A 22,791-nucleotide genomic window follows, 5' to 3' on the forward strand; every position below is an offset into this window, starting at 1 on the left:
ACACAGCTTCTTATAAAAAAGTAAACCGGGTGCGAACCCGGCGAGAAACTATCGGTCAATAGAGCTTGGTATATTTTTGTCTATCCCTGACCATTGATCAACCACATGAACATTTTGAAGGACTAGCTTCGATGAAAAACTCACTGCAATCCCTTTGGCGAGACAATCGGTCGTTACTGTTATTTTTAGCCTTGATGTTTTGCTTTCGCAGTGCTATTGCCGATTGGAATGATGTCCCGTCCGGCTCAATGAAACCAACACTGATTGAAGGCGATCGTATCGGCCTGAATAAAATGGCCTATGACCTGCGCATCCCTTTTACCCATATTTCGCTCTACAAAATCGCTGATCCGGCGCGTGGCGACATAGCCGTTTTTGATTCCAAAGCCGCCGATAAACGCTTGGTTAAACGCGTGATTGGCGTCCCTGGCGACACAGTGGCCATGCGCGACAATCGCCTCTATATCAACGGTGAAGCGATTGGCTACACCGCAGCGGCAGAAGGTGATTGGCTCGAACATTTACCGGGTAAAGCCCATATTGTGCGCATCAATACTAATGTTCCTGCCAATCCGGCGGCACAGAGTTTCAGCACCTTCGGTCAGGTTACTGTGCCTGCCGATCAGTACTTGATGCTGGGAGATAATCGCGATCACAGTGCCGATTCGCGCGTAATTGGTTTTGTGCCGCGCCATGAATTTGTAGGTCGTTCGCAAAGCGTAGTGATGTCACTCGATTATGAGAATTATTTTTCACCGCGCGCTGAGCGATTTTTTCATGGGTTGGAATAGGTCAACCGAGTAACTAAACAGATCCATTAACAGGCGCGCGATTAGCGCAAAAAATAGTCGTGCACCTGTTGCCAATCATTCACCCGCACCTCTGCGCTTTCACCCATATTGTGCGGTGCTGAATATAAAATCCCCTGCCCCACAAAACCATTGAAGTGACGCGAGCTATCATCAATTAAATAATCTGCCTGCACGATATTTTTCTTACCGCAGAAAATAAAATTCATCGGCGATAAAAATGGCAGGTGCTGTACTAGCCATTCATATTTAGCCGTGAAAGAACCGGGATGCTCCATCGCTGCAGTCGCGATCACAATTTCGTATTTCTCATGTAGCTCACGAATAACATCAATCGCATTTCCCCAAGGCAAAAGGTCGGCAAAAAAGCCGGGCATATCCGGATAGGAACGCACGCGGGCCAGGTGCTCTGCAGGAACCTTGTCGTAGATTTTAGTCGCGTATAAATCCGCTGTGGTGAGATCTTGTTGAAACTCGGCATTGTACCAATCCAGATGGCGAGACAGGGTATCGCAAATAGTCTCATCCATATCAATCGCAATACGTTTGCGCATTAATGCTCCCAAAAAAAATATAACTGTGGAAAGAAAAATCCCCCGCCGAAGCGAGGGATTTTTTGGCGATCCTAGAAGTTCGTTTTCACCAGCGGTGTAGTTTCCGCATCGTAATCGACGCCGTCCAAACCGAATCCAAACAAGCGCAGGAATTCTGTTTTGTAGCCGGCGAAATCAGTTAATTCAAACAAGTTTTCTTCAGTCACTTGATCCCAAATCGCCTCTACTTTGCTTTGCACTGAAGGATGCAGTTCCAACTCATCAACGCGATAGCGATTAGCGTCGTCCAAACGTGGAGTTGGCGAGTACAAACACTCTTTAAACAGACGCTGGATTTGCTCGATACAACCTTCGTGTGTGCCCTGCTCTTTCATTACTTTAAACAAAATCGCCAAATACAAAGGCATTACCGGAATTGCAGAGCTCGCCTGGGTAACAACCGCTTTAAGTACAGCAACATGCGCATTACCACCGTGCTTGCTGCTCAGGGTTTTAGCGGCGCGATCCAAATCTTCTTTTGCTTTACCGATGGTTGCTTTGCCGTAGATTGGCCAGGTCAGTTTGTCACCAAGATAGGTGTAGGCCACGGTTTGGAAATTATCGGCGAGCAAATCAGCACCTTTAAGTGCATCGATCCACAGCTCCCAATCTTCACCGCCCATTACTTTAACGGTGTTGGCAATCTCTTCATCAGATGCAGGCTCGATAGTGACATCGGATATTTTCAAGGTGTCGGTATTCAGGTTTTTAGAGGTGTACTCTTTACCGATTGGCTTCAATACCGAATTGTAAACGTCGTCGGTTTTTGGATCAGTGCGGCGCGGTGAGGCCAGGCTGTAAATCACCAGATCCACTTTGCCAATGCTGTTTTTCAACTCGGTAATGACTTGCTCTTTCAGACCATCAGAAAAAGCATCGCCGTTAATGGTGTGCGCATATAAACCGGCAGCCTTGGCGGCATCGTGAAAGGCAGATGTATTGTAATAACCCGCGGTACCGGTTTTAGTTTCGCTTGGTTCTTTTTCAAAACAGACACCCAAGGTATCTGCGCCGCCGCCAAATGCAGCGGTGATGCGTGAAGCCAAACCAAACCCGGTAGAACTGCCCAACACCAATACTTTCTTGGGAGCATTGGCCACAGGTCCTTTGGCTTTGGTATAGGCGATTTGTTCCTGGACGTTAGCTGCACAGCCTTGCGGGTGAGCGTTAGTACAAATAAAACCGCGAACTTTTGGCTTGATAATCATGAATCTACCTTGTGTGGTTTATGAATGGATGTGGGCAGCACATCTTCCCGGTGCCCCTGAAATGGCCGCTATTATAGTGCCTGAATCAGCGAATGTCCCACTAGACAGCCGCTAACAACAAGGAATCCCACGGGCGGTTGGGCTATAGTAAACCTATCGAATAACAATCTGATTAAGGAATAACCTATGCTCTACCCTATGTTTGCCATGGTAATCCTCACTTTTTTGGTGGCCATTAACCTGTTTCGTTTGCGCTATAAGGCAGTCAAGGCAGGTGAGGTTCGACTAAGCCAGTTTCGCCTGAACACGGGTGAAATACCCGATAAGATCATTCAAGCGGCAAACAACTACGCTAATTTGTTTGAAGTACCGATGTTGTTCTATGTTGCTGGCGCGACGGCTATCGCACTCGGCATACAAACACCAATAATAGTTGTGGTCGCATGGGTTTTTGTCGTTGCCCGTATCATCCACAGCCTGATCCATCTCACCAGCAATAATGTGATCTTTCGTCTATACGCTTACGTGTTAGGCAATATTTGTGTGCTGATACTTTGGGTACTGCTGATCGCCAGCTATGCATCGCGCTGAGCCTGAATAGCAGCTACCTTTCTTTACATTCACCATAATTTGCACGCCAGCCTTTTCAGGTAAAATGCTGGCCTTTCATTTCGCTCGCCTCCAACGACTGTATTCAGGACAAAAAATGATAACCCACGAACCCAACCCGCTTTACGTTGCAAACCCCGATCGTTACAAAACCATGAAATTCCAACGCTGCGGCAAAAGTGGTTTGCGTTTACCGCGCTTGTCCCTGGGTTTGTGGCAAAACTTCGGTGCGGTAGATTCCCAATCCAATGCCCGCGCTATGTTGCGCCGCGCATTTGATCTGGGTATTACCCATTTCGATTTAGCCAATAACTACGGCCCCAATTTTGGTTCGGCGGAATCCACTTTCGGCACTATTTTCAAGCAGGATTTCCTTCCTTACCGCGATGAATTAATTATCTCCAGCAAAGCCGGTTACGATATGTGGCCAGGTCCTTATGGTATTGGCGGTTCACGTAAATATCTGGTGAGCAGTTGCGACCAAAGCTTGAAGCGTACCAGCCTGGAATATTTCGATATTTTTTATCACCACTGCATGGACCCGGAAACACCGATTGAAGAAACCATGCAAGCGCTGGATTTTATCGTGCGCTCCGGCCGTGCACTCTACGTGGGAATTTCCAATTATCAACCAGCGCAAACTAAAGAAGCTGTGCGTATCCTGCGTGAATTAGGTACACCGTTGTTGATCCATCAGCCGCGCTATAACCTGTTCGACCGTTGGATTGAAAATGGTTTGACCGATGTATTGAAAGAAGAAGGTGTTGGTTCGATTGTGTTCTCGCCGCTTGCACAGGGTGTATTGACCAATAAATACCTCAATGGCATTCCGGAAGGTTCACGTGCGGCGCGTGCTGAACAAATTTATCTGGGTGACAAAGACATTACTCCGGAAAAAATCCAGAAAGTACAAGCGTTGAACAAAATTGCAGAATCTCGCGGCCAGTCACTTGCGCAAATGGCAATTGCCTGGACATTGAATAACGAAGCTGTCACCACCTGCCTGATTGGCGCCAGCCGTCCGGCGCAAATTGATGACTCAGTTGCAGCTTTGAATAATTTAAATTTCAGCGGCGATGAATTAACGCAAATCGAAACCATTTTGAAATAAATTGCGTTGCGTAGGTTGGGTTAGAAGCGAATGCAACGAGCTTCGTAACCCAACATTTCGGGGCGCGGCAATACTGCTGTTGGGCTACGAGGCTCGCGCTGCTTGCCTCTCTAGCCCAACCTACGTTTTAACAATCAAGGTGCTAATCCAACAATCAACCGCGCATAATTTTCCTTTAATTGTTTTTGCGGATAAATAATCGAGTGTGCCTCTACCGTTCCCAGCCAAAACAAACATAATAAACAACATTTCCCTACCATCTTCTGCTGCCAGAGCCAATAAACCGTCCAAGCTCCTGCCACGCATGGCACTACAATAAGGAGCACCGAAATGATGAAATTCATGGAAGTGTCACTCCTTTACAAATGCCACCTTGCCATTACCCAGTGCATACCAGTCCACTTTTCGGGTCAGCATCATAAACACACCCAGCAACACAAACAGCAGTAGCGAGCCCATTAATAATGCGTAGTCTTCTGCGCTTAACAAGCCATACAGCAAGACATACAAGAAACTTAAACCTGCGGCAAATCCGATTCCGCGCCCAATACTTTGCAACACATGGGAAACGTAGAAGCCGATCAATAACACACACGCAAGCGATGAAATTGTATAAGCCAATGCGAAACCAACATGTTCGGCAAGTGATAGCAAAAGGAGATAGAAGAAGGCCAGCGCCATACCCACCAAACCATATTGCACCGGGTGTACTTGTATGCGCTTAAGCACTTCAAACAAAAAGAAACTGGCAAAGGTTAAGGCGATAAACAACAGTGCATACTTAATTGCGCGATCACTTTTTACATATTGGTTAACAGGATCAATGAGGCTTACGCCAAACTGGCGCTGCTGGAATTGGTCGCATACGGTAGTGCGTACACAGGTGTAGAAATATTCAGAAAAATTGGTGGAAAAATAGGATGTTTGCCAACGCGCAGAAAAACCGTTTTCTGTTACGCTGCGCTCCACCGGCAAAAAGTGTCCGATAAAACGTGGATGCGGCCAATCAGAGCGCAGTTCTACGTGCGTTTCTTTTCCGATGGGTGAGAAATGCAACTGCTCGGTTCCATCTAACAATAACGTGAAAGAAAAACTGAGCTTTTGCGGTTGATCATTAACAACTTGTAATACATCTAACGGAAATCCGGCATGAACACCATCGCCGAGAACTTTAAGTTCCGAACCGGGTTCAAATTCGTAGGATTGGTTATTCAATTGCAACCGCAACGAATTTTTAATGCCGCGAATATCGCTAATGCCCACTGATACATAAGGCTTCTGGAAAGTGTAATCGGCGAAATTATTTTTGATACCGTAATTTACCGGTATTACAAAATGCCCGTCCACACCGGTATTTGCGTGATAGAGACGCGCAGCGTAGATTCCCAGCTTGCGCAGTTCAGTGGTGACGTCACTATTCACACGAAACAGGTCAGGCAAAAAATGCAGCTTGCCCGTCACCGTCCGCTCCTCAACCACCCGGCCCTTTTCAGCATCGACTGTCCAGATGCGCTCAATTTTGCTGTAGGGAATAACTAATACCGGCCCAGTAAGGGTTTGGCTATGGGCAGAACTACTGGCGATATCGCGTATCACTTGCTCGCTGTAGGCGCGACGCTCATCAATCGAGTTGCCAATCATACCTACCGGGATTAACAGCAAAAGCATCAACAGGCCAATGGCGAGGAATTTAAATAACAGGGGGTACTTCATAGTGTTCTCCTTGGGTTTCGATAGGAGACATGATGTACGCCAATAGTGGAGTATTTATGTGGGAAATGTGAGGCTTGTGTGGAGTTTTGCAGCAGGATGGTGCCTGTAAAGCCAGGCACCTGAATTACAGACCAGGAATAACTAAGAAGCCTTGGCTGGCTTAAACACCACCTGATTTTTACTGGGGAATACTATGCGGTACTTCTTCAGGAAGTCATCATTAAACTTTTTCATGCGCTTGGAAAGCAACACATTGCCGCCAGAAAAATGGGATGTGCACAATTGGTTATCTTTTTTACACAATGCCTCGGTTTGTATTGGCGATGCGAAAAAGTACTTGGAAAAATTCTGTTCAAACTTATCCATATCCGCAGGAATGATGGTTAATTCGTTATCGTCCAGCATCGCACCCACAATCAAAAAGGCCTGGCTTGAATCACTAACCACCGGCTTGCCATTCACTTTTACGCTGGCTAAATCAATATTCAGGACACGACGCTGCTTGAAATACGAAACAGTAAACCTCCCAACTGTCAGTTTGTCTTTCTCCTGATATTTAAACTCATACCAGTCCGTTTTACTGGTTTTGGCGATATCCAACTGCGATCTGTCAGCCTCACTGATCCATTTGCCATCCATAGGTTTTACAGCACTGGGGACGTCCATACTACTTAAAGGCTTGTTGAATACATCCTTGCAGGCAGTGAGGGAAAATATCAACAGGATGGATACAGCTAGCTTCAATAATGACATTATTGGTTTCACTCTTTTAAGATAACAGGGCACTCTCGCGCCCGCTATTGGATCACATTCAGGCGCGGAGCTTATTTTTTTGCAGGCAGTACAGGTGTAAATAATTGTACACCGGCAAACTGTGCATCACCTTTATCCGTGACGACTGGATAACGCCAATGGAAACTTCAACATTGCAGCCACTCCATCGGACGTATTACGTAACTCCAAACTACCATTATGCAAGCCGACTACTTCTTGTACAAAACGCAATCCCAGACCTGTACTTTTTTTACCCGACACTGGCCGAGGTAGAGAGAAAAAACGTTCCGTTAACCGCGCAAATGCAAAATCGGGAATAGGCTCCCCCTGATTCGTCACAGATACTAGCAGCTGATTATGCTGTCGATCCGTGTGCACCACAATAACACCGCCCTGTGGGGTGAAATCAAGCGCATTATCCAACAGATTATTGACGGCTTGGCGCAACAAAAATAACTCACCATTGACTACCGCATCTTGATTGTATTTTTTGTCAATCTGCACGCTTTGCCGGATGATGCGTGCCATTTGATTGTCCAACAACTCATCCAATAGCACGTTGATATCCACTGGCTTTGGATCGTGCAATGTTTGCTGTTGCTCTACTAACGCCAAATTTAATAATCGCTCGATAAGCTGCTGCAAACGCAGGCTTTCGCTGTCGATATTATTAATAAAACGTTGCCGTTGCGCATCACGGTCCGGTGCTTGCAGCAATGGCGATTGCAATAACTCGGTAGCTGCGCGAATGCCGGCAAGCGGGCTTTTTAATTCGTGCGCAAGGGTTTGGATATAACGTTCAATATAAGCCTTGCCATCCAATTCCGTGCGCATGGATTCCAACGCTTGCGCCAGCTGGCGCAACTCGCCGCTGGCAATTTTACTTTCGGGAATAATCGCGCGTTCACCCTGACTGACATTGACGGCATATTCGCGCAACTTGCGCAACTCGCGGCTCAACCACCAGGAAAAAATCGCCCCGCTTAATAAACCCAGTAAAATTAATCCGCCGGCCAAAACACCCAAACGCCGCTGGGTACGTTCAATAAAAGGTTGCACACTGTAATTAGGCTTGGCGACCGACACCACACCAATAATGTCATCGCCATTTTTAATGGGTGCAGCCACATACATGATGCTGGAGCCTTCATTGCCTTCCACTTCATGGGATGAACGTGCACCGTACTTCCCCTGCAGCGTGAGATAGACATCATTCCAACGCGAATAATCCTGGCCAACGGCAATATTTTTTGAGTCGAGCAGGACTATGCCATTTTTATCGGTTACGTAAATGCGATGATTAACCGCAAATTTATTGACCCCCCAAATACTGGCATTGGGTGTACGCTGACCATACGCGAGAAAAATATCCGCATAAAATTCGTTATTGATTTCGTTGTTCAGCATGGGCGTGCGGAGAAATTCAGCGAGCAAATTGGCAGTATCGACTAATGTCTCTTCCGTCGATTGACGAACTCCCGGACGTATTTCTTCCATTACCGTGCGCAGGACAAAATAACTACAAAGCGCAACAAACAGCATATAGATAATAAAAATGCGCAAACTCAGCGACATGATCAGGATTCCGGTTGATAGGAATAACCAAAACCGCGCTGGGTTTTGATCGGGTCAGCATTCGCATTTATCGCACGCAGTTTTGCCCGCAGGGTTTTGATATGACCATCAATGCTGCGGTCATATCCCGCATCGGCCGATACACCTAAGGCATTTAATAATTGGTCGCGACTGAATACGCGCTCAGGCTGTTCCAATAATGTCTGCAACAAACAGAATTCAAAGCGTGTAAGTTGCAATAATTGCTGCTGATAATGGATGGTCTTACGATCTACATCCATGACAAATTCGCGCAGATTTTCTTGCGGTGCTTTTTCAACCACAACGGTAATTGGTCGCGTGCGTTTCAAAATTGCTTTTACCCGCGCGGCTACCTCGCGCGGACTGAAAGGTTTTACTACATAATCATCTGCCCCAATTTCCAAACCGACAACACGATCCAACTCATCACCACGGGCAGTCAAAAACATCACCGGCACTTCAGAAAATTTCCGCAATTGTTTACAGGCTTCAAAGCCGGTCATGTCCGGTAGCCCAACATCCATAATAATCAAATCCACCGGTTGGCTTTTGGCATGGGCAAGTGCGTTGGTTGCCAGACTTTCCCAATGGATGCCAAAGCCTTCGGCTTGCAGCACAAAAATCAAACTCTCCGCTATGGAGGGCTCATCTTCCAGAATCAAAATATGGGGCATAAAAGTATCCTGTTTTGCGTTGGCCGATTCTACAAGAAAGCGGGCCATTTAACGTATTGCAATGCAACAGAATCCCCCCTAACCTCTTATTACTGTATTCGTTCCGGTTGACCTGCTTATGTCTGTTAAAGATTCCGCTCCCGCAGAACCCATTACCATTGTGGGCGGCGGCCCTAAAAAAGTTCTCTACACCTTAAAAACCGTTGCGCGCATTGGTTTACTCAATTCGGCCAAAGCACTTAATAGCCGAAATACCTGCAAAGCCTGTGGCTTGGGAATGGGCGGCCAACGCGGTGGGATGACTAATGAGAAAGATGAATTTCCTTCCGTTTGTAACAAAAGCATCCAAGCCCAATCGACTGATATCCAGGAGCCGATCCCGACCGATTTATTCAGCCATACGCTGGATGATTTCAAGCAGCTCAGCGCTTACGAATTGGAGCATCTGGGTCGCCTGAACAGTCCATTATTTAAATCTGCCGATGGCAATAAATACTCACCCGTATCATGGGAATTTGCGCTGGATAAAATGGCGCGCGCATTTGCCGCCACTAATCCCGAGCGCAGCTTTTTTTATTCATCCGGACGTTCATCCAATGAAGCCGGTTTTATATTGCAATTGTTAGCGCGTTTGTACGGTACCAATAATGTGAATAACTGCTCCTACTATTGTCATCAGGCAACCGGTGTCGGTTTAGCCAACGTGATAGGTACAGGTACTGCAACGGTATCATTGGAAGATGTGGGCAATTGTGACTGTATTTTTGTAATAGGAGCAAATCCCTCTTCGAACCATCCACGCTTCGTGCATCAATTAAAAAATTGCCGCGAGCGCGGCGGACAAGTGATTATCATCAATCCGGCAAAGGAACCCGGACTCGTCAGATTTGCTGTACCTAAAAGTGCTAAATCCATGCTCAGTGGCGGAACCTGGATTGCATCGGAATATGTACAACCTAAAATCGGCAGCGATCTCGCGCTATTAAAAGGTATTGCAAAAGCATTACTAGAGTCTAATCAAATTGCAGATGATTACATCGCGCAACACACCGACAATTTCCTCGACTTTCGACACAATATAGACAATATCGCTTGGAAAACCCTCATCGATGCTTGTGGCGTTGATAAAGAAAAAATAGTGTCATTGGCGAATGCCTATGCACAATCCGAAAAAGCTATTTTTGCTTGGGGTATGGGCATTACCCATCATTTACATGGTGTAGAAAATGTCGAGGCCATTGCCAATCTCGCACTTTTACGCGGAATGCTCGGTAAACCTGCCGCCGGTTTACTACCATTGCGAGGCCACAGTAACGTACAAGGCATAGGTACCGTTGGAGTAAAACCCATTCTCGCAGAAGATGTGTTGCAACAACTTGAACAGCACATGGATGTAAAACTGCCGCGCACCAAAGGCATGGATACTATCGCGTGCTTAACTGCGGCACATGAAGGAAAAATTGATACCGCATTAATAATGGGCGGCAATTTATTTTCTGCCACGCCCAATAGTTTCTGGGCACAGGAAGCGCTGGATAAAATTGGCTTTAAAGCTTATTTAACTACAACATTGAATGCTGGACATTTCACCGGCATGGAAACCAGTGAAGCATTAATTCTGCCGGTCACTGCGCGTGATGAAGAGTGGCAACCAACAACGCAGGAATCCATGTTTAATTACGTGCGTTTGAGCGATGGCGGCATTGATCGCTTACACAATGTAAAACCGGAAGTGGAAATTTTATGCGAATTAGGAAAACGATTGGTTCCCGCTAGCGTATTGGATTTCCATAAATTCAAACAGCACGATTCTATTCGCGCTGCCATCGCAGCAACCATTCCCGGCTTAAGCGAATTAAAAGATATCGCACAAACCAAACAGGAATTTACGATTAAAAATCGTTTGTTTGATACACCCGACTTTAAAACCAAAAACGGAAAAGCCCGATTCCAAATCAGCACTCTTCCTGGATCAGTCACCAGCAGCGAATATCCATTTTTACTTGCCAGCATTCGCAGTGAAGGCCAATTCAATTCGATTATTTATGAAGAGAGCGATTCCTACCGCGGTACTGATACCCGCTGGTCGGTATTAATGAATAAGGATGATATGGAAGAATTGGGAATTGCAGCCGGTAATTTAGCCAACATCCAATCACCTCAAGGTGAGATGAAAGCGGTGAAAGTATTTTCGTTTGACCTGCCGCGAAGCAATGTAATGGCCTACTATCCCGAGGCCAATGTATTGATCGCCATTACCCATGATCCACGCAGCAAAACACCTGCCTTTAAATCAGTACCCGTCAGGATACTGCCCGCTAAATAGAAATATTGATGGGTGGAGCCTGGCGGGCTTTACGGCGATCGCGTCCAGCGCGGGTCTCAAGCATAGGATCGCTGGACTTGTTGCGCCGATCTTCTTTCCGGCGTTCTCTTCCTCCAGGTGGCCCCATGCTAACTGCGGGCGCAGCGTCTACATCAGCACCATGCGGCTCACTTGCATAAGCTTGCACCGGCGTAATACGCGTCGGCCTGACAGGCGTATTTACCGGTTGTGGACGAGGGATGATAGGACCTAGATAAACCATACATTGCACCTGAGTTCGCAAAGCTATAGTCAATTTATCGGCGTTATAGCGATTTACTTTAAGCCTAATTCACGCGACACCGGAAAATTGGCAAATTGATCACAATTTGGACAATGAATTTCCTTCTTTATTACCCGCTACGATAGAAAATAGCGCTCAAATACCTTGACCAAAGCTTTCCAGCTCTTATACTGCCAGCACGAAGGGGAGTAGTTCCCGCCGCGCAGGTCGTCAATACGAGTGTTTAGCTCCGGTCGCGCGGGCAAGGTTTTTACCTTGTGAACGAGACCTTTGTCGCAATGACAAAGGCTTCTATTACTCTTTTTTTGCTCGTCATTGTGTTGTTTTAACTTACTAATGACGGAGCTATTCATGATTAATCCTCTCCTTTCCCTCTCTGCTACCGTACCCATAGCACTGCAAGCTACAGAAAGTTCTCTCGCCACTACCGCGCAATCTATCGCCGTCACCTCTATTGGCACCTGGTGGATGTGGGTAATTTTTTTCAGTATTGTGTTAACGGTTTTAGCCATCGACCTGATTTTTGTCGGTGGCGGCAAACAACATCGAGTATCGTTTAAAGAAGCCGCAAGCTGGTCGCTGGTATGGGTCTCACTGGCATTAAGTTTTGGCGCAGGCCTTTGGTGGTATCTGGACGCTTATTACACGCGCGAATTTGCCAATACCAAAACGATGGAATATCTAACCGGCTATTTGATTGAAAAATCGCTCGCAGTCGATAATGTTTTCGTGTGGCTAATGCTGTTTAATTTTTTTGCGATTCCACTGGAACTGCAAAAACGGGTACTCACCTACGGCGTGCTCGGAGCAATTCTTTTACGTACCGTTATGATTTTTGCCGGTATCTGGTTAATCACCCATTTCCATTGGTTGCTCTACGTATTCGGCGCCTTCCTGTTATTCACCGGTATCAAAATGTGGTGGATGGCTGACAAAGAAGTTCACATGGAGAATAATCCACTGCTGATCTGGATTAAAAAACGTTTTGCCATTACTAATGGCTTGCGGGGAGAAAATTTCTTCGTGGTAGAAAACGGCGTGAAACTAATAACACCTTTATTTCTTGTGCTAATCATGGTGGAAATATCGGATGTTATTTTTGCGGTAGATTCGATCCCGGCAATTTTTGCGATTACCTCAGATCCTTTTATCGTGCTCACATCCAACATATTTGCGATTCTTGGTCTGCGTGCCATGTACTTCCTATTAGCTGATATGGCTGATCGATTTGCGTATATCAAATATGGGTTGGCATTGGTATTAGTGTTTATCGGCATCAAAATGATATTAATTGATATTTATAAAATTCCGATCGGAATCTCACTCACAACCGTTGCGGTATTGATTGGTGGTTCGGTGTTACTGTCCTGGATTAAAACCAAACCAGCAAACCCTGAATCTAACTAATCAAAAAACCTCCTGCGCTAATTGCGCAAGAGGTTATTTATTCATACAGCAGGATTAAACCATTTCAAATTTTCATGCAATTTCACCACTTCACCCACGATAAATAAAGTCGGTGCATGAACGTCTTTTGCTGCAACCACATCAGCGATAGAACTCAAATCCGCAACTAACACGCGCTGCTCTTGTGTCGTACCCTTTTCAATGAGTGCCACTGGAGTTTGCGGCGAACGGCCATGGACAATAAGGGATTCGCAAATGTCCTTTAACCCTACCAAGCCCATATAAAACACCAAAGTTTGGGTGGGATTGGCTAATTCCGGCCAGGATAAATTGGTATCGTCCGACTTTAAATGGCCGGTCACAAACCGAACTGACTGTGCATAATCGCGATGCGTAAGCGGAATACCCGCATAAGCAGCACAACCCGATGCAGCGGTGATACCCGGCACAACTTGAAAGGGAATATTATTTTGCGCGAGCAGTTCAATTTCTTCACCACCACGACCAAAAATAAACGGGTCTCCGCCTTTCAAGCGCAGTACACGTTTACCCTGCTTCGCCAAATTCACTAATAGCTGATTGATATTTTCTTGCTGCATAGCGTGTTCGCTGCGGCGCTTTCCTACGTAGATGCGCTCGGCATCGCGCCGCACCAATTCCATTACCCCGTCAGATACCAAACGGTCGTAAAGGACAACATCTGCTTGTTGCATCAGCCGTAACGCGCGCAAGGTTAATAATTCAGGATCACCTGGCCCGCCGCCGACCAAATACACTTCACCCTGAATTAATTGTGTTTGATCTGCAGCCAGTTCATTGCTGATCAATTGATTAGCTGCATCCTCCTGACCATTCATCATCAATTCGGCAGCCGGGCCTTGCAGGATTTTTTCCCAAAATTTACGCCGACTATCACCGTCGGCGAAACGCGCTTTGATACGGTCACGCCATTGGCTGGCAATTTGTGCGAGCCGACCGTAACTCGCCGGAATTAACGTTTCCAATTTGGTGCGGACCAAACGCGCAAGTACCGGCGCTTCACCACCACTGGAAACTGCAATTACCAGCGGCGAGCGATCAATAATTGCGGGAGTAATGTAAGTACAAAGTGCAGGACTATCAACTACATTAACGGGCAGGTACAGCGCTTGTGCATCAGCAGAAATGGTTTTGTTGAGTGATTCAATATCTGTTGCAGCAATCACTAACACGCAGCTTTGTAAATCATCTGCCTGGTATTCGCGCAGCAATAACTCACCGCCAGTTGCACTAACCAACTCACGCAATTCGCTGGATACTTCGGGTGCGACTACGCGCAAGATGGCACCGGCTTTTGCCAGCAACCGACCTTTGCGAGTTGCTACATCACCACCACCGACAAGTAAGCAGCGGCGTTTTTTTAAATCAAGAAAGACGGGGAAATAATCCATAACAACATCTTCGAAACAAATAGCTTAAAGAAAGACTAGCAGATTAATTCTGCTGCAATAAAAAAGGCGGGTATCGCATAGCTCCACCCACCTTATCAGTCGTCATTAACGCTGTTGACTCAAGCTAACTCGCTACTTTTTAGCAGGTGTCAACACTTCCACTCCGCCCATATAGGAGCGCAGCACTTCCGGAATAATGACACTGCCATCTTCTTGCTGATAATTTTCCATTACTGCCAGCAAGGTGCGGCCAATCGCCAAACCCGAGCCATTCAGTGTATGCAACAATTCCGGTTTACCGGTTTCTTTATTGCGGAAACGCGCCAGCATGCGACGAGCCTGGAAATCACGGAAACTACTGCATGAAGAAATTTCGCGGTATTTATTTTGCGATGGGACCCATACTTCAATGTCGTAGGTTTTTGCTGATGAGAAACCAATATCACCACCACACAGAATAACCGTACGGTGCGGCAAACCAAGTTTTTGCAAAATAGTTTCTGCATGCCCTACCAGCGCTTCCAATGCTGCATCGGATTCTTCCGGGCGAACAAATTTAACCAGTTCCACTTTTTCAAATTGGTGTTGGCGAATCATGCCACGAGTATCGCGACCATAACTGCCTGCCTCTGAACGGAAACAAGGTGAGTGGCAGACGAGTTTGATTGGCAATTGCGCATCGTCAACAATTTCATCGCGGTAAATATTGGTAACGGGCACTTCAGCGGTAGGAATTAAATAAAAATCGCGCTCATCGGTCAGTTTGAATAAATCTTCTTCAAACTTGGGTAATTGACCGGTACCAAACAGGGAATCGCGATTAACAATAAACGGAACATTAACTTCTTCATAACCGTGTTGGGTGATGTGGGTATCCAACATAAATTGTGCGAGGGCGCGATGCAAACGTGCAACACCACCGCGCAATACGGCAAAGCGAGTACCGGTAATTTTGGTAGCGGTTTCAAAATCCAAACCAGCGAGGTTTGCACCAAGGTCTACGTGATCGACAATCGGAAATGCGAATTCGCGCGGGGCTCCCCAGCGGCGCACTTCTACGTTGTCTTCTTCGCTTTTGCCTTCCGGCACTTCATCGGCAGGAACGTTGGGAATGGCTTTTACAAACTCATCCCACTCGGCTTGCACTTTGGCTAATTCAGCTTCTGCGCCGACCAATTCCTGTTTGATGTTTTCTACCGCTTGCATCATGGGAGCAACATCTTCGCCAGCCTGTTTGGCTTTGCCGATACCTTTGGAAATCGAGTTGCGCTCTGATTGCAGGTTTTCAGTTTTTACCTGAATCGCTTTGCGGGTTTCTTCCAATGCCTGAATTTTGGCAACATCCAAATCGTAACCACGTTTAGCCAAACCCTGGGCAACTTGTTCGGTAGCGGTGCGAAGTAATTTTGAATCTAACATGATGAGTAAATTTCTATTTGAAGTTAAAAAAATGTTATCCGTACGGGATACGACCTAAAATAATTTTTGGGTTAATGCCATCCCAATAAAAGCCATCAATAAACCTAAGATCACCGAAGCACTCGCGTATGCAAATGCATTGATTACATGTCCTCCTTGCCACAACTGTAAAATTTCCAGCGAGAAAGTCGAGAAGGTGGTGTAACCACCTAAAATTCCAGTAATAAAAAACAAACGCCATTCTGCTGGCAAGCTGGTTTTTTCAACCAGCAACACATAGGCCACGCCAATCAAAAAAGAGCCGCTTAAATTGACAATAAAAGTACCAAACGGAAAACGATGGTTAATGAGTGGCGTTAAGTAACTTACTGCAGCAAACCTGAGTACTGAGCCGAGAGCACCACCCAAAGCAATTGCTAACCACTGCATAAATTTTCCCGGTAAAAAACACCCCCTCCCAGCCTCCCCCTTGGCAAGGGGGAGGAGCTTGACTGGCTCCGTATTATTTACGGAGTGAAATCAAACTCACTCCCATTTTTAAGGGGAGGGTCGGGGTGGGGTTATTATTTTTTATAGCGTTTCTTTTTACTTTGTTTATCCAGTTCGCGCAGGTGCGCCAGCTTTTCCTGAATTTTCAGCTCCAGACCGCGTTCTACCGGCTCGTAATATTGCTTGTTGGCAATATCTTCAGGCAAATAATTTTCACCTGCCGCGTAAGCGCCTGGCTCATCATGGGCGTAACGGTATTCAGCACCGTAATCCATGTTTTTCATCAATTTGGTTGGTGCATTGCGCAGATGTATGGGTACATCGTAGGCCGGCTGGGCGCGTACATCGGCCATTACCTGGTTGAAGGCATTATACACAGCATTACTTTTGGGTGCGCAGGCGAGATAGACCACTGCCTGGGCAATCGCTAACTGCCCTTCCGGGCTGCCTAACCGCTCCTGTACATCCCAAGCCGAGAGACACAAGGGCAACGCACGCGGATCGGCATTGCCGATATCCTCGCTCGCCATACGCACTACGCGGCGAGCGATATACAGTGGATCGCAGCCACCATCAAGCATTCTTGCCAGCCAGTAAAGCGCACCGTCCGGCGATGAACCGCGTACGGATTTATGCAATGCAGAAATTTGTTCATAGAAAATATCACCGCCTTTATCAAACCGGCGTACATCGGATGCCAATACTTCGGCGATTACGTACTCGTTAATGACTTTGTGACCATCGTCTTCCTCGGCAAGGTCGGCGGAAATTTCCAGCAAATTAAGCGCTTTGCGCGCGTCACCATCGGCGGCTTGGGCGAGTGTCATCAGGGTATCATCATCAATGCGGATATCCTGCTCGCCCAACCCACGCGTTTTATCATCCAGTGCTTGCTGCAATACGTTTTTTAATTGCTCGGGCTGCAAACCGCGCAATACATATACGCGACAGCGCGAGAGCAATGCATTGTTTAATTCGAACGACGGGTTTTCAGTAGTCGCACCGATAAAAATAAAAGTGCCGTCTTCCACGTAAGGCAAGAAAGCATCCTGTTGGGATTTGTTAAAGCGATGCACTTCATCGACAAATAAAATCGTTTTGCGGCGACTGGAAATTCGCTCTTGCTGCGCAGTTGCAACAGCCGCACGTATTTCTTTTACGCCGGACAATACCGCAGATAAGGATTCGAAACGAGCGTCAGCTTGCTCGGCAAATAATTTGGCGAGTGAGGTTTTTCCTACACCGGGCGGGCCCCACAAAATCATCGAATGCAATTGGCCGCGGCTAATCGCCTCGCGCAAGGGTTTGCCCGGGCTAAGTAGATGCTCCTGACCGATGTAATCGTCGAGATTGCGCGGACGCATACGTGCCGCAAGGGGTTGGTAGGCTGGTGTTGCTGAACCGAAGAGATCCATGGAAACCGGCTTAGTCTTTCAGGATTTCAACACCCTCAGGCGGAATAAAGAAAAACTTTTCTTCCGGCAGGGTTTTGTTGCGCTGCACATTGGTTAACACGCAGCGCGTCAATTGACCGAGGCTGTCCTGGATCGCAAATTCACTGAGCTGGCCCGCTTTGAATACCAGCGTTAAATGCTGGAACATACCTTCAGTCACCTTCGGCGTCAGGGTATATTTTTCCACGGCAGTTTCTTTTTGATCGCGGGTGACGGTAAAACTTTTGCGCAACTGTTCGATATCTGCACTTAACAAAAGCGCAGGTGTCTCGCGCAAATCATCGGTAAACGCACGTTCATTAACCGTTTCCAAATCGGGATCATAGAGCCAAATAGTTTTGTTATTGGACACCAACAGTTGCTGCATCGGCTCATCGGTTTTCCAATAAAACTTGCCCGGACGCATCAGCATAAAATTACCTTTGCTCGTCTCTTGTTCAGCACCCTGTTTATCGTAAGTGGTCTGGACAAAGTCGCCCTGCAGAGTATTCATCGCGTCAAGTTGTTTGCGCAATTGGGCGGCGGCTTGGTCGTCGGCAGCATGAGCAACCACTGACAACACCAACAGCAGACTGGTAAAAATGGACGATAAAAATTTCATACAATTTCCAAATATCAATTTACGTTGTTTGCGCAATTGCGCTGTGTCCGATCCTAGCGGGTGACGATGAACCTGAGATAAACAATTGGGATTATCGTCCACATTCGCGGTGGATATCACTTAGGCTCCCATCCTATGCCGGTTGCGAATATCCGTGGGATGGCGAAATGCAAGCGATACACATCAAGAAAGTATATTAATCGCGTCCGCCCGGAACCAAGACTTCGCGATTGCCATTGTGGCCCGCGGCCGATACCACACCCGCCGCTTCCATCGCTTCAATTAAACGTGCCGCACGGTTATAGCCGATGCGCAGTTTCCGCTGTACCGACGAAATAGAAGCCTTGCGCGATTCAATAACAAACGCGACCGCCTCGTCGTAGAGCGCATCACTTTCGTTATCGCCGCCCTCTTCACCACCTTCGCTCGGCATTCCCGGTACCGGGATCGAGTTGTTGCTGTCGTCGGTGATGCCATCAATATAATTGGGCTCGCCGCGCTTTTTCCAATCCGCTACTACGCGGTGAACTTCGTGGTCATCCACAAATGCGCCGTGCACACGTACCGGCACGCTGGTGCCCGGCGGCAAATACAGCATGTCGCCGTGACCGAGCAATTGCTCTGCCCCGCCCTGGTCGAGAATGGTACGGGAGTCGATTTTGGACGAAACCTGAAACGCCATACGCGTCGGCACGTTGGCTTTGATCAAGCCAGTGATTACATCGACCGAGGGACGTTGGGTCGCAAGGATCAAATGGATACCTGCCGCACGGGCTTTTTGCGCGATACGGGCGATCAATTGCTCCACCTTCTTGCCGACGATCATCATCATGTCGGCAAATTCATCAATCACAACAACAACAGCGGGCAAGGTTTCCAGATCCGGCGCAGTAGCAACTTCAGCACCTGGCTCATAGTTATCTTCCGGTTTGAACAGCGGATCTTTAATCGGTTCGCCCGCTTTGATTGCATCTTCAATCTTGCGATTAAAACCGGCGAGGTTACGCACGCCCATGGCGGCCATGAGTTTATAACGGCGCTCCATTTCACCCACACACCAGCGCAAACCGTTAGCTGCGTCTTTCATGTCGGTGATAACCGGCGTCAGCAAGTGCGGGATTCCCTCGTAGACCGAGAGTTCAAGCATCTTCGGGTCAACCAACATCAAGCGCACTTCTTTGGGTGTGGATTTGTAGAGCAAGCTCAACAGCATCACGTTTACGCCCACGGATTTACCCGAACCGGTCGTACCGGCCACCAGCAAGTGTGGCATTTTGGCAAGATCCGCCACCACTGGCTCACCGGAGATATCGTGCCCCAGCGCCATAGTCAAAACCGACTTGGAGTTTTCGTAGACTTCGGACGAAATCACCTCAGACAAGCGCACCATTTCACGGTGCGCATTGGGAATCTCAATACCCATTACTGATTTGCCGGGAATAACTTCCACCACCCGTACCGACACCACAGCGAGCGAGCGCGCCAAATCTTTCGCGAGACCGGAAATACGGCTGGCTTTAATGCCGGGTGCAGGCTGGATTTCAAAGCGGGTAACTACGGGGCCTGGCTGTACCGACACCACCTCGATTTCAATACCGAAATCCTTCAGCTTCAGCTCCAGCAGCTTGGACATGGCCTCCAAGGACTCTTTGGAGTAACCCTTATCGCTGCGTTTGTCAGCTGGATCGAGCAAGCTCAGCGGCGGCAAAATTCCCACGGCCGGCTCAAGGGATTCAAATAGTGATGGCTGTTTTTCTTTCTCGATACGCGGGCTGGGCGCCGGCTTCTTCTTGATCGGTTCTTCAATAATCACCGGCGCCTGTCGCTTGGCTTCGATTTTTGCATGCTGTACGACAACTTCGCGGCGATGCTCCTGAGCTTTCACCGCGATTTGTTTTTCGGCGCGCTCGCGTTTATAGACTTGCCACTTTTCCAGCGCGCGATTAATGCCAATCAATGTCCAACGGCCGATATCCTCGGCGAGCTTAAGCCAGGAGAGATCGGTAAAAATGGTCATACCGACCAAAAACATCGCCAGCAATAACAGGGTTCCGCCAGTGTAGTTAAACGCACCGAAGATGCCATCGGATACCGCTGCACCGAGAAGCCCGCCATTGGAATAAGGCAATGCGGATGGACCATCGCTGTAATGCATGGCGGCAATTCCCGCTCCTGCGACCATCACCAATATCAATCCAACGGCGCGCAGGCCAAAAAACAGCCAATCAATTCCGTCTTGACGGGTGCGATCTTTCAACACCAACCAGGCGCGATAGGCAATCATGATCGGGAATAAATAAGCGAGATAACCGACCAGGGAAAAGAAGACATCGGCGATCCAGGCACCAAAGGGACCGCCCGCATTTTGGGCGATAGTATTTTGACCGGTCTGGGACCAGCCCGGATCATTCGGATCGTAACTGACCATGGCGATCATCAAATAAAGGCACACCGCACCCAAACCGATAAGTGCGCCCTCTTTTAACAGTCGCACCAGCAAATTGGAGGTTTGCTCCGAAGCAGGTGCACGACGTTGCGGTGTCACTGATTTCAATGGAATTTCCCGATTGACATAATATAGCGGTAAGTAAATAAACGAGGGCTATTGTAATTACTGGCGGCAGATTTACCACCGGCAAGATCACTCAAAGGGAAAATGATGTAAAAAACCCGCCTGCTGGCGGGTTTAATGGTCGAATTACGCACAATTATCAAGTTGTTGGAGCTTAATGCTGCGTCTCGGCAATCAGACTTTCCATTCCGTGCGCCCAACAAGTCACCTGATTACGGCCATGTTGCTTGGAATAATAAAGCGCCTCGTCCGCCTGCTGGATGAGTTGACTGGCACTGTTCGCGCCCATGCGAATGGAGGTCACACCAAAACTACCCGTGACTTTTACGCCGTTAGTATTTTTGCTCTCGATTTTTTCGCGGCAACGCTCGGCAATTAATTGTGCCTGTTCCAGTGGTGCGCCCGGCAAAATCACACAGAATTCTTCGCCGCCAAAGCGAGCCACCATATCCATATCGCGCACTACTTCGCGCAGGCTATTGGCAGCCATTTTAATGACTTCATCACCCGCGGCATGGCCGTAGGTATCGTTCACTTTTTTGAAGAAATCGATATCGGCCATGATGCAACTGAATTCAGCATCTGAAGCGCGCGCGCCATCGAACTTTCCATTGAGATGTTCATAGAGTGCGCGGCGGTTGTAGCAATTGGTCAACGGATCGCGCGTCGCTAAATAGGTCAGTTCTTTGTTTTTATTTTCAATCGCAACTTGTGTTGCCGCCAATTGATCAATCATATCTTCCAACAAGCGACTTTTGGTTTCGAGTTCGGTGATATCTTCAAACACTGCAATCGTGCCCTGGCTTGATCCTTTTGCATCGAGAATAGGCACAGCATTGACCAGAAAAATTTTATCCCGATCACTTTCTGCGGGCAGCAATATACGCACGCCTGTTTGTTTTACACCCGAGTTAATTGCCACCAGCCAGGGATAATCCTGTGCCTCTTGTTTTGGATCGAGAAACCAACCGAGATTGCTGGCTTTTTTGCCCACTAACGATTGCTCTGTGCGCTGTAAATGCTCCATCAACGCGGTGTTAGCCAATACAATTTGTTCGCGACGATCCAGAATCAAAACACCTTCGGCCAAAATGTTGAGCGCATTACGCACCCGCGCAGGAACAACAGCACTCGGATCCAAATGTTTTAATGCACGCTTAATGTAATACCAGAAACCGACAAAGCCACTGAGTGAAACAAATATTACCAGCAACGCAAACGAGGGAATACCAAAGAAAGGATGCTTATCATTCAGCAGTGGCTCAAAACTGATTTCAAAATCCGCGCGTTTTGCACCGTTGATCATGATAGGAAAACGGATGTGAGTCGGTGTCGATTCTTCTTTTTTGGCACCGTCCCAATACTGCGCGTGTAATTTGGTTTGCACCACTATCACGCCATCATTGCGCCTCACCGCCGCCGATTCAATTTCCGGGTTGCGCTCCACTGAGGATTCCAACAAATACTGCAAGAGTATTTCGTCGCCACGCATAATCGCTACGCCCACTTGCGCTGCAAGTGTTTCGGTCAGACGCTTGCGCACATCCAATTGTTGTCGCTCGGCACCGGGTGTTAAGCCCAGCGCTTGCGCGAGGATCAAAATGGAAATGGTCAATATCACCAATCCCAAACTCAACCGGACTGCAGGAGTAAAACCAAACATTATTTGCGTTAGTTCCTTATGTATCTATGTATAACAATTTGCATTAGTACGATTAATAAT

At 47.5% G+C, this 22,791-nt stretch carries 21 protein-coding genes; 5 read left to right on the top strand and 16 right to left on the bottom strand.

The genetic code is table 11. The features are described from left to right. The first annotated feature begins 131 nt into the window (after positions 1-131). Positions 132-791 carry a signal peptidase I gene (lepB, locus tag AC1RJL_RS07600; protein ID WP_492912535.1) on the top strand — a complete coding sequence of 220 codons (660 nt, stop codon included), beginning with the start codon at positions 132-134 and terminating at the stop codon, positions 789-791. Positions 792-832: 41 nt separating this feature from the next. Here lepB and AC1RJL_RS07605 read toward each other — a convergent pair whose 3' ends face one another. Together AC1RJL_RS07605 and fabV are read right to left on the bottom strand one after the other, a co-directional pair. Further along, positions 833-1,363, bottom strand: a complete 531-nt coding sequence (locus AC1RJL_RS07605; protein WP_492912537.1) for a 5' nucleotidase, NT5C type — start codon at positions 1,361-1,363, stop codon at positions 833-835. Positions 1,364-1,434: 71 nt separating this feature from the next. After that, positions 1,435-2,610 carry an enoyl-ACP reductase FabV gene (gene fabV / locus AC1RJL_RS07610; protein WP_492912539.1) on the bottom strand — a complete coding sequence of 392 codons (1,176 nt, stop codon included), beginning with the start codon at positions 2,608-2,610 and terminating at the stop codon, positions 1,435-1,437. A gap of 186 nt (positions 2,611-2,796) precedes the next feature. Here fabV and AC1RJL_RS07615 point away from each other — a divergent pair, with 186 nt between their 5' ends. Together AC1RJL_RS07615 and mgrA are read left to right on the top strand one after the other, a co-directional pair. Next, entirely contained in the window at positions 2,797-3,201 is a 405-nt protein-coding gene (locus AC1RJL_RS07615) for an MAPEG family protein (RefSeq protein WP_492912541.1), read from the top strand. A 115-nt stretch (positions 3,202-3,316) separates the two neighbouring features. Further along, complete coding sequence (mgrA, locus tag AC1RJL_RS07620; RefSeq protein WP_492912543.1) at positions 3,317-4,330, top strand: L-glyceraldehyde 3-phosphate reductase; 1,014 nt, start codon at positions 3,317-3,319, stop codon at positions 4,328-4,330. 134 nt (positions 4,331-4,464) lie between these two features. Here mgrA and AC1RJL_RS07625 read toward each other — a convergent pair whose 3' ends face one another. The 5 genes from AC1RJL_RS07625 to creB form a co-directional block, all read right to left on the bottom strand. Continuing rightward, entirely contained in the window at positions 4,465-4,674 is a 210-nt protein-coding gene (locus AC1RJL_RS07625) for a hypothetical protein (protein ID WP_492912545.1), read from the bottom strand. A gap of 7 nt (positions 4,675-4,681) precedes the next feature. Further along, the gene (creD, locus tag AC1RJL_RS07630; protein WP_492912547.1) at positions 4,682-6,043 is read right to left on the bottom strand and encodes a cell envelope integrity protein CreD; all 1,362 of its coding nucleotides are present in this window, start codon (positions 6,041-6,043) and stop codon (positions 4,682-4,684) included. A 141-nt stretch (positions 6,044-6,184) separates the two neighbouring features. Further along, positions 6,185-6,796 (bottom strand): hypothetical protein, encoded by a 612-nt coding sequence (locus tag AC1RJL_RS07635; protein ID WP_492912549.1) that lies wholly within the window; start codon positions 6,794-6,796, stop codon positions 6,185-6,187. A 132-nt stretch (positions 6,797-6,928) separates the two neighbouring features. Next, the gene (gene creC, locus AC1RJL_RS07640; protein WP_492912551.1) at positions 6,929-8,392 is read right to left on the bottom strand and encodes a two-component system sensor histidine kinase CreC; all 1,464 of its coding nucleotides are present in this window, start codon (positions 8,390-8,392) and stop codon (positions 6,929-6,931) included. A gap of 2 nt (positions 8,393-8,394) precedes the next feature. After that, complete coding sequence (gene creB / locus AC1RJL_RS07645; protein WP_492912553.1) at positions 8,395-9,087, bottom strand: two-component system response regulator CreB; 693 nt, start codon at positions 9,085-9,087, stop codon at positions 8,395-8,397. A 118-nt stretch (positions 9,088-9,205) separates the two neighbouring features. Between creB and AC1RJL_RS07650 the strand changes: the two genes are divergently transcribed. Further along, complete coding sequence (locus AC1RJL_RS07650) at positions 9,206-11,413, top strand: FdhF/YdeP family oxidoreductase (protein ID WP_492912555.1); 2,208 nt, start codon at positions 9,206-9,208, stop codon at positions 11,411-11,413. Here AC1RJL_RS07650 and AC1RJL_RS07655 read toward each other — a convergent pair. Next, on the bottom strand, positions 11,406-11,675 hold the full coding sequence (locus AC1RJL_RS07655) for a hypothetical protein (RefSeq protein ID WP_492912557.1): 270 nt from the start codon (positions 11,673-11,675) through the stop codon (positions 11,406-11,408). The two genes, AC1RJL_RS07650 and AC1RJL_RS07655, sit on opposite strands and share 8 nt — an antisense overlap. 137 nt (positions 11,676-11,812) lie before the next feature. Next, a complete protein-coding gene (locus AC1RJL_RS07660; RefSeq protein ID WP_492912559.1) occupies positions 11,813-12,049 on the bottom strand; it encodes a hypothetical protein in 237 nt (78 codons plus the stop codon). Here AC1RJL_RS07660 and AC1RJL_RS07665 point away from each other — a divergent pair. After that, positions 12,048-13,103 (top strand): TerC family protein, encoded by a 1,056-nt coding sequence (locus AC1RJL_RS07665; protein WP_492912561.1) that lies wholly within the window; start codon positions 12,048-12,050, stop codon positions 13,101-13,103. The genes AC1RJL_RS07660 and AC1RJL_RS07665 overlap by 2 nt on opposite strands. Positions 13,104-13,144: 41 nt before the next feature. On the opposite strand, the gene cysG is transcribed toward AC1RJL_RS07665, so the two are convergent. The 7 genes from cysG to AC1RJL_RS07700 form a co-directional block, all read right to left on the bottom strand. Beyond that, positions 13,145-14,533 carry a siroheme synthase CysG gene (gene cysG, locus AC1RJL_RS07670; protein ID WP_492912563.1) on the bottom strand — a complete coding sequence of 463 codons (1,389 nt, stop codon included), beginning with the start codon at positions 14,531-14,533 and terminating at the stop codon, positions 13,145-13,147. A 132-nt stretch (positions 14,534-14,665) separates the two neighbouring features. Continuing rightward, entirely contained in the window at positions 14,666-15,952 is a 1,287-nt protein-coding gene (gene serS, locus AC1RJL_RS07675) for a serine--tRNA ligase (RefSeq protein ID WP_492912565.1), read from the bottom strand. A 54-nt stretch (positions 15,953-16,006) separates the two neighbouring features. Continuing rightward, the gene (gene crcB / locus AC1RJL_RS07680) at positions 16,007-16,381 is read right to left on the bottom strand and encodes a fluoride efflux transporter CrcB (RefSeq protein ID WP_492912567.1); all 375 of its coding nucleotides are present in this window, start codon (positions 16,379-16,381) and stop codon (positions 16,007-16,009) included. 134 nt (positions 16,382-16,515) lie between these two features. Next, positions 16,516-17,856 (bottom strand): replication-associated recombination protein A, encoded by a 1,341-nt coding sequence (locus AC1RJL_RS07685; protein WP_492912569.1) that lies wholly within the window; start codon positions 17,854-17,856, stop codon positions 16,516-16,518. A 10-nt stretch (positions 17,857-17,866) separates the two neighbouring features. Then, entirely contained in the window at positions 17,867-18,496 is a 630-nt protein-coding gene (lolA, locus tag AC1RJL_RS07690) for an outer membrane lipoprotein periplasmic chaperone LolA (RefSeq protein WP_492912571.1), read from the bottom strand. 196 nt (positions 18,497-18,692) lie between these two features. Then, the gene (locus tag AC1RJL_RS07695) at positions 18,693-21,056 is read right to left on the bottom strand and encodes a DNA translocase FtsK (RefSeq protein ID WP_492913454.1); all 2,364 of its coding nucleotides are present in this window, start codon (positions 21,054-21,056) and stop codon (positions 18,693-18,695) included. A 166-nt stretch (positions 21,057-21,222) separates the two neighbouring features. Next, the gene (locus AC1RJL_RS07700) at positions 21,223-22,731 is read right to left on the bottom strand and encodes a GGDEF domain-containing protein (RefSeq protein ID WP_492912573.1); all 1,509 of its coding nucleotides are present in this window, start codon (positions 22,729-22,731) and stop codon (positions 21,223-21,225) included. Between the last annotated feature and the right edge of the window lie 60 nt (positions 22,732-22,791).

It is taken from the genome of Cellvibrio sp. GW822-FHT04B05, from assembly GCF_058800985.1.

Coding starts and splice junctions, on each gene's coding strand:
- AC1RJL_RS07635 (WP_492912549.1), bottom strand. CDS start 6,796: ATGTCATTATTGAAGCTAGCTGTATCCATCCTGTTGATATTTTCCCTC.
- cysG (WP_492912563.1), bottom strand. CDS start 14,533: ATGGATTATTTCCCCGTCTTTCTTGATTTAAAAAAACGCCGCTGCTTA.
- AC1RJL_RS07685 (WP_492912569.1), bottom strand. CDS start 17,856: ATGGATCTCTTCGGTTCAGCAACACCAGCCTACCAACCCCTTGCGGCA.
- creC (WP_492912551.1), bottom strand. CDS start 8,392: ATGTCGCTGAGTTTGCGCATTTTTATTATCTATATGCTGTTTGTTGCG.
- AC1RJL_RS07625 (WP_492912545.1), bottom strand. CDS start 4,674: ATGAATTTCATCATTTCGGTGCTCCTTATTGTAGTGCCATGCGTGGCA.
- AC1RJL_RS07650 (WP_492912555.1), top strand. CDS start 9,206: ATGTCTGTTAAAGATTCCGCTCCCGCAGAACCCATTACCATTGTGGGC.
- crcB (WP_492912567.1), bottom strand. CDS start 16,381: ATGCAGTGGTTAGCAATTGCTTTGGGTGGTGCTCTCGGCTCAGTACTC.
- AC1RJL_RS07655 (WP_492912557.1), bottom strand. CDS start 11,675: ATGGTTTATCTAGGTCCTATCATCCCTCGTCCACAACCGGTAAATACG.
- lepB (WP_492912535.1), top strand. CDS start 132: ATGAAAAACTCACTGCAATCCCTTTGGCGAGACAATCGGTCGTTACTG.
- creB (WP_492912553.1), bottom strand. CDS start 9,087: ATGCCCCATATTTTGATTCTGGAAGATGAGCCCTCCATAGCGGAGAGT.
- serS (WP_492912565.1), bottom strand. CDS start 15,952: ATGTTAGATTCAAAATTACTTCGCACCGCTACCGAACAAGTTGCCCAG.
- lolA (WP_492912571.1), bottom strand. CDS start 18,496: ATGAAATTTTTATCGTCCATTTTTACCAGTCTGCTGTTGGTGTTGTCA.
- creD (WP_492912547.1), bottom strand. CDS start 6,043: ATGAAGTACCCCCTGTTATTTAAATTCCTCGCCATTGGCCTGTTGATG.
- mgrA (WP_492912543.1), top strand. CDS start 3,317: ATGATAACCCACGAACCCAACCCGCTTTACGTTGCAAACCCCGATCGT.
- fabV (WP_492912539.1), bottom strand. CDS start 2,610: ATGATTATCAAGCCAAAAGTTCGCGGTTTTATTTGTACTAACGCTCAC.
- AC1RJL_RS07700 (WP_492912573.1), bottom strand. CDS start 22,731: ATGTTTGGTTTTACTCCTGCAGTCCGGTTGAGTTTGGGATTGGTGATA.
- AC1RJL_RS07665 (WP_492912561.1), top strand. CDS start 12,048: ATGATTAATCCTCTCCTTTCCCTCTCTGCTACCGTACCCATAGCACTG.
- AC1RJL_RS07660 (WP_492912559.1), bottom strand. CDS start 12,049: ATGAATAGCTCCGTCATTAGTAAGTTAAAACAACACAATGACGAGCAA.
- AC1RJL_RS07605 (WP_492912537.1), bottom strand. CDS start 1,363: ATGCGCAAACGTATTGCGATTGATATGGATGAGACTATTTGCGATACC.
- AC1RJL_RS07615 (WP_492912541.1), top strand. CDS start 2,797: ATGCTCTACCCTATGTTTGCCATGGTAATCCTCACTTTTTTGGTGGCC.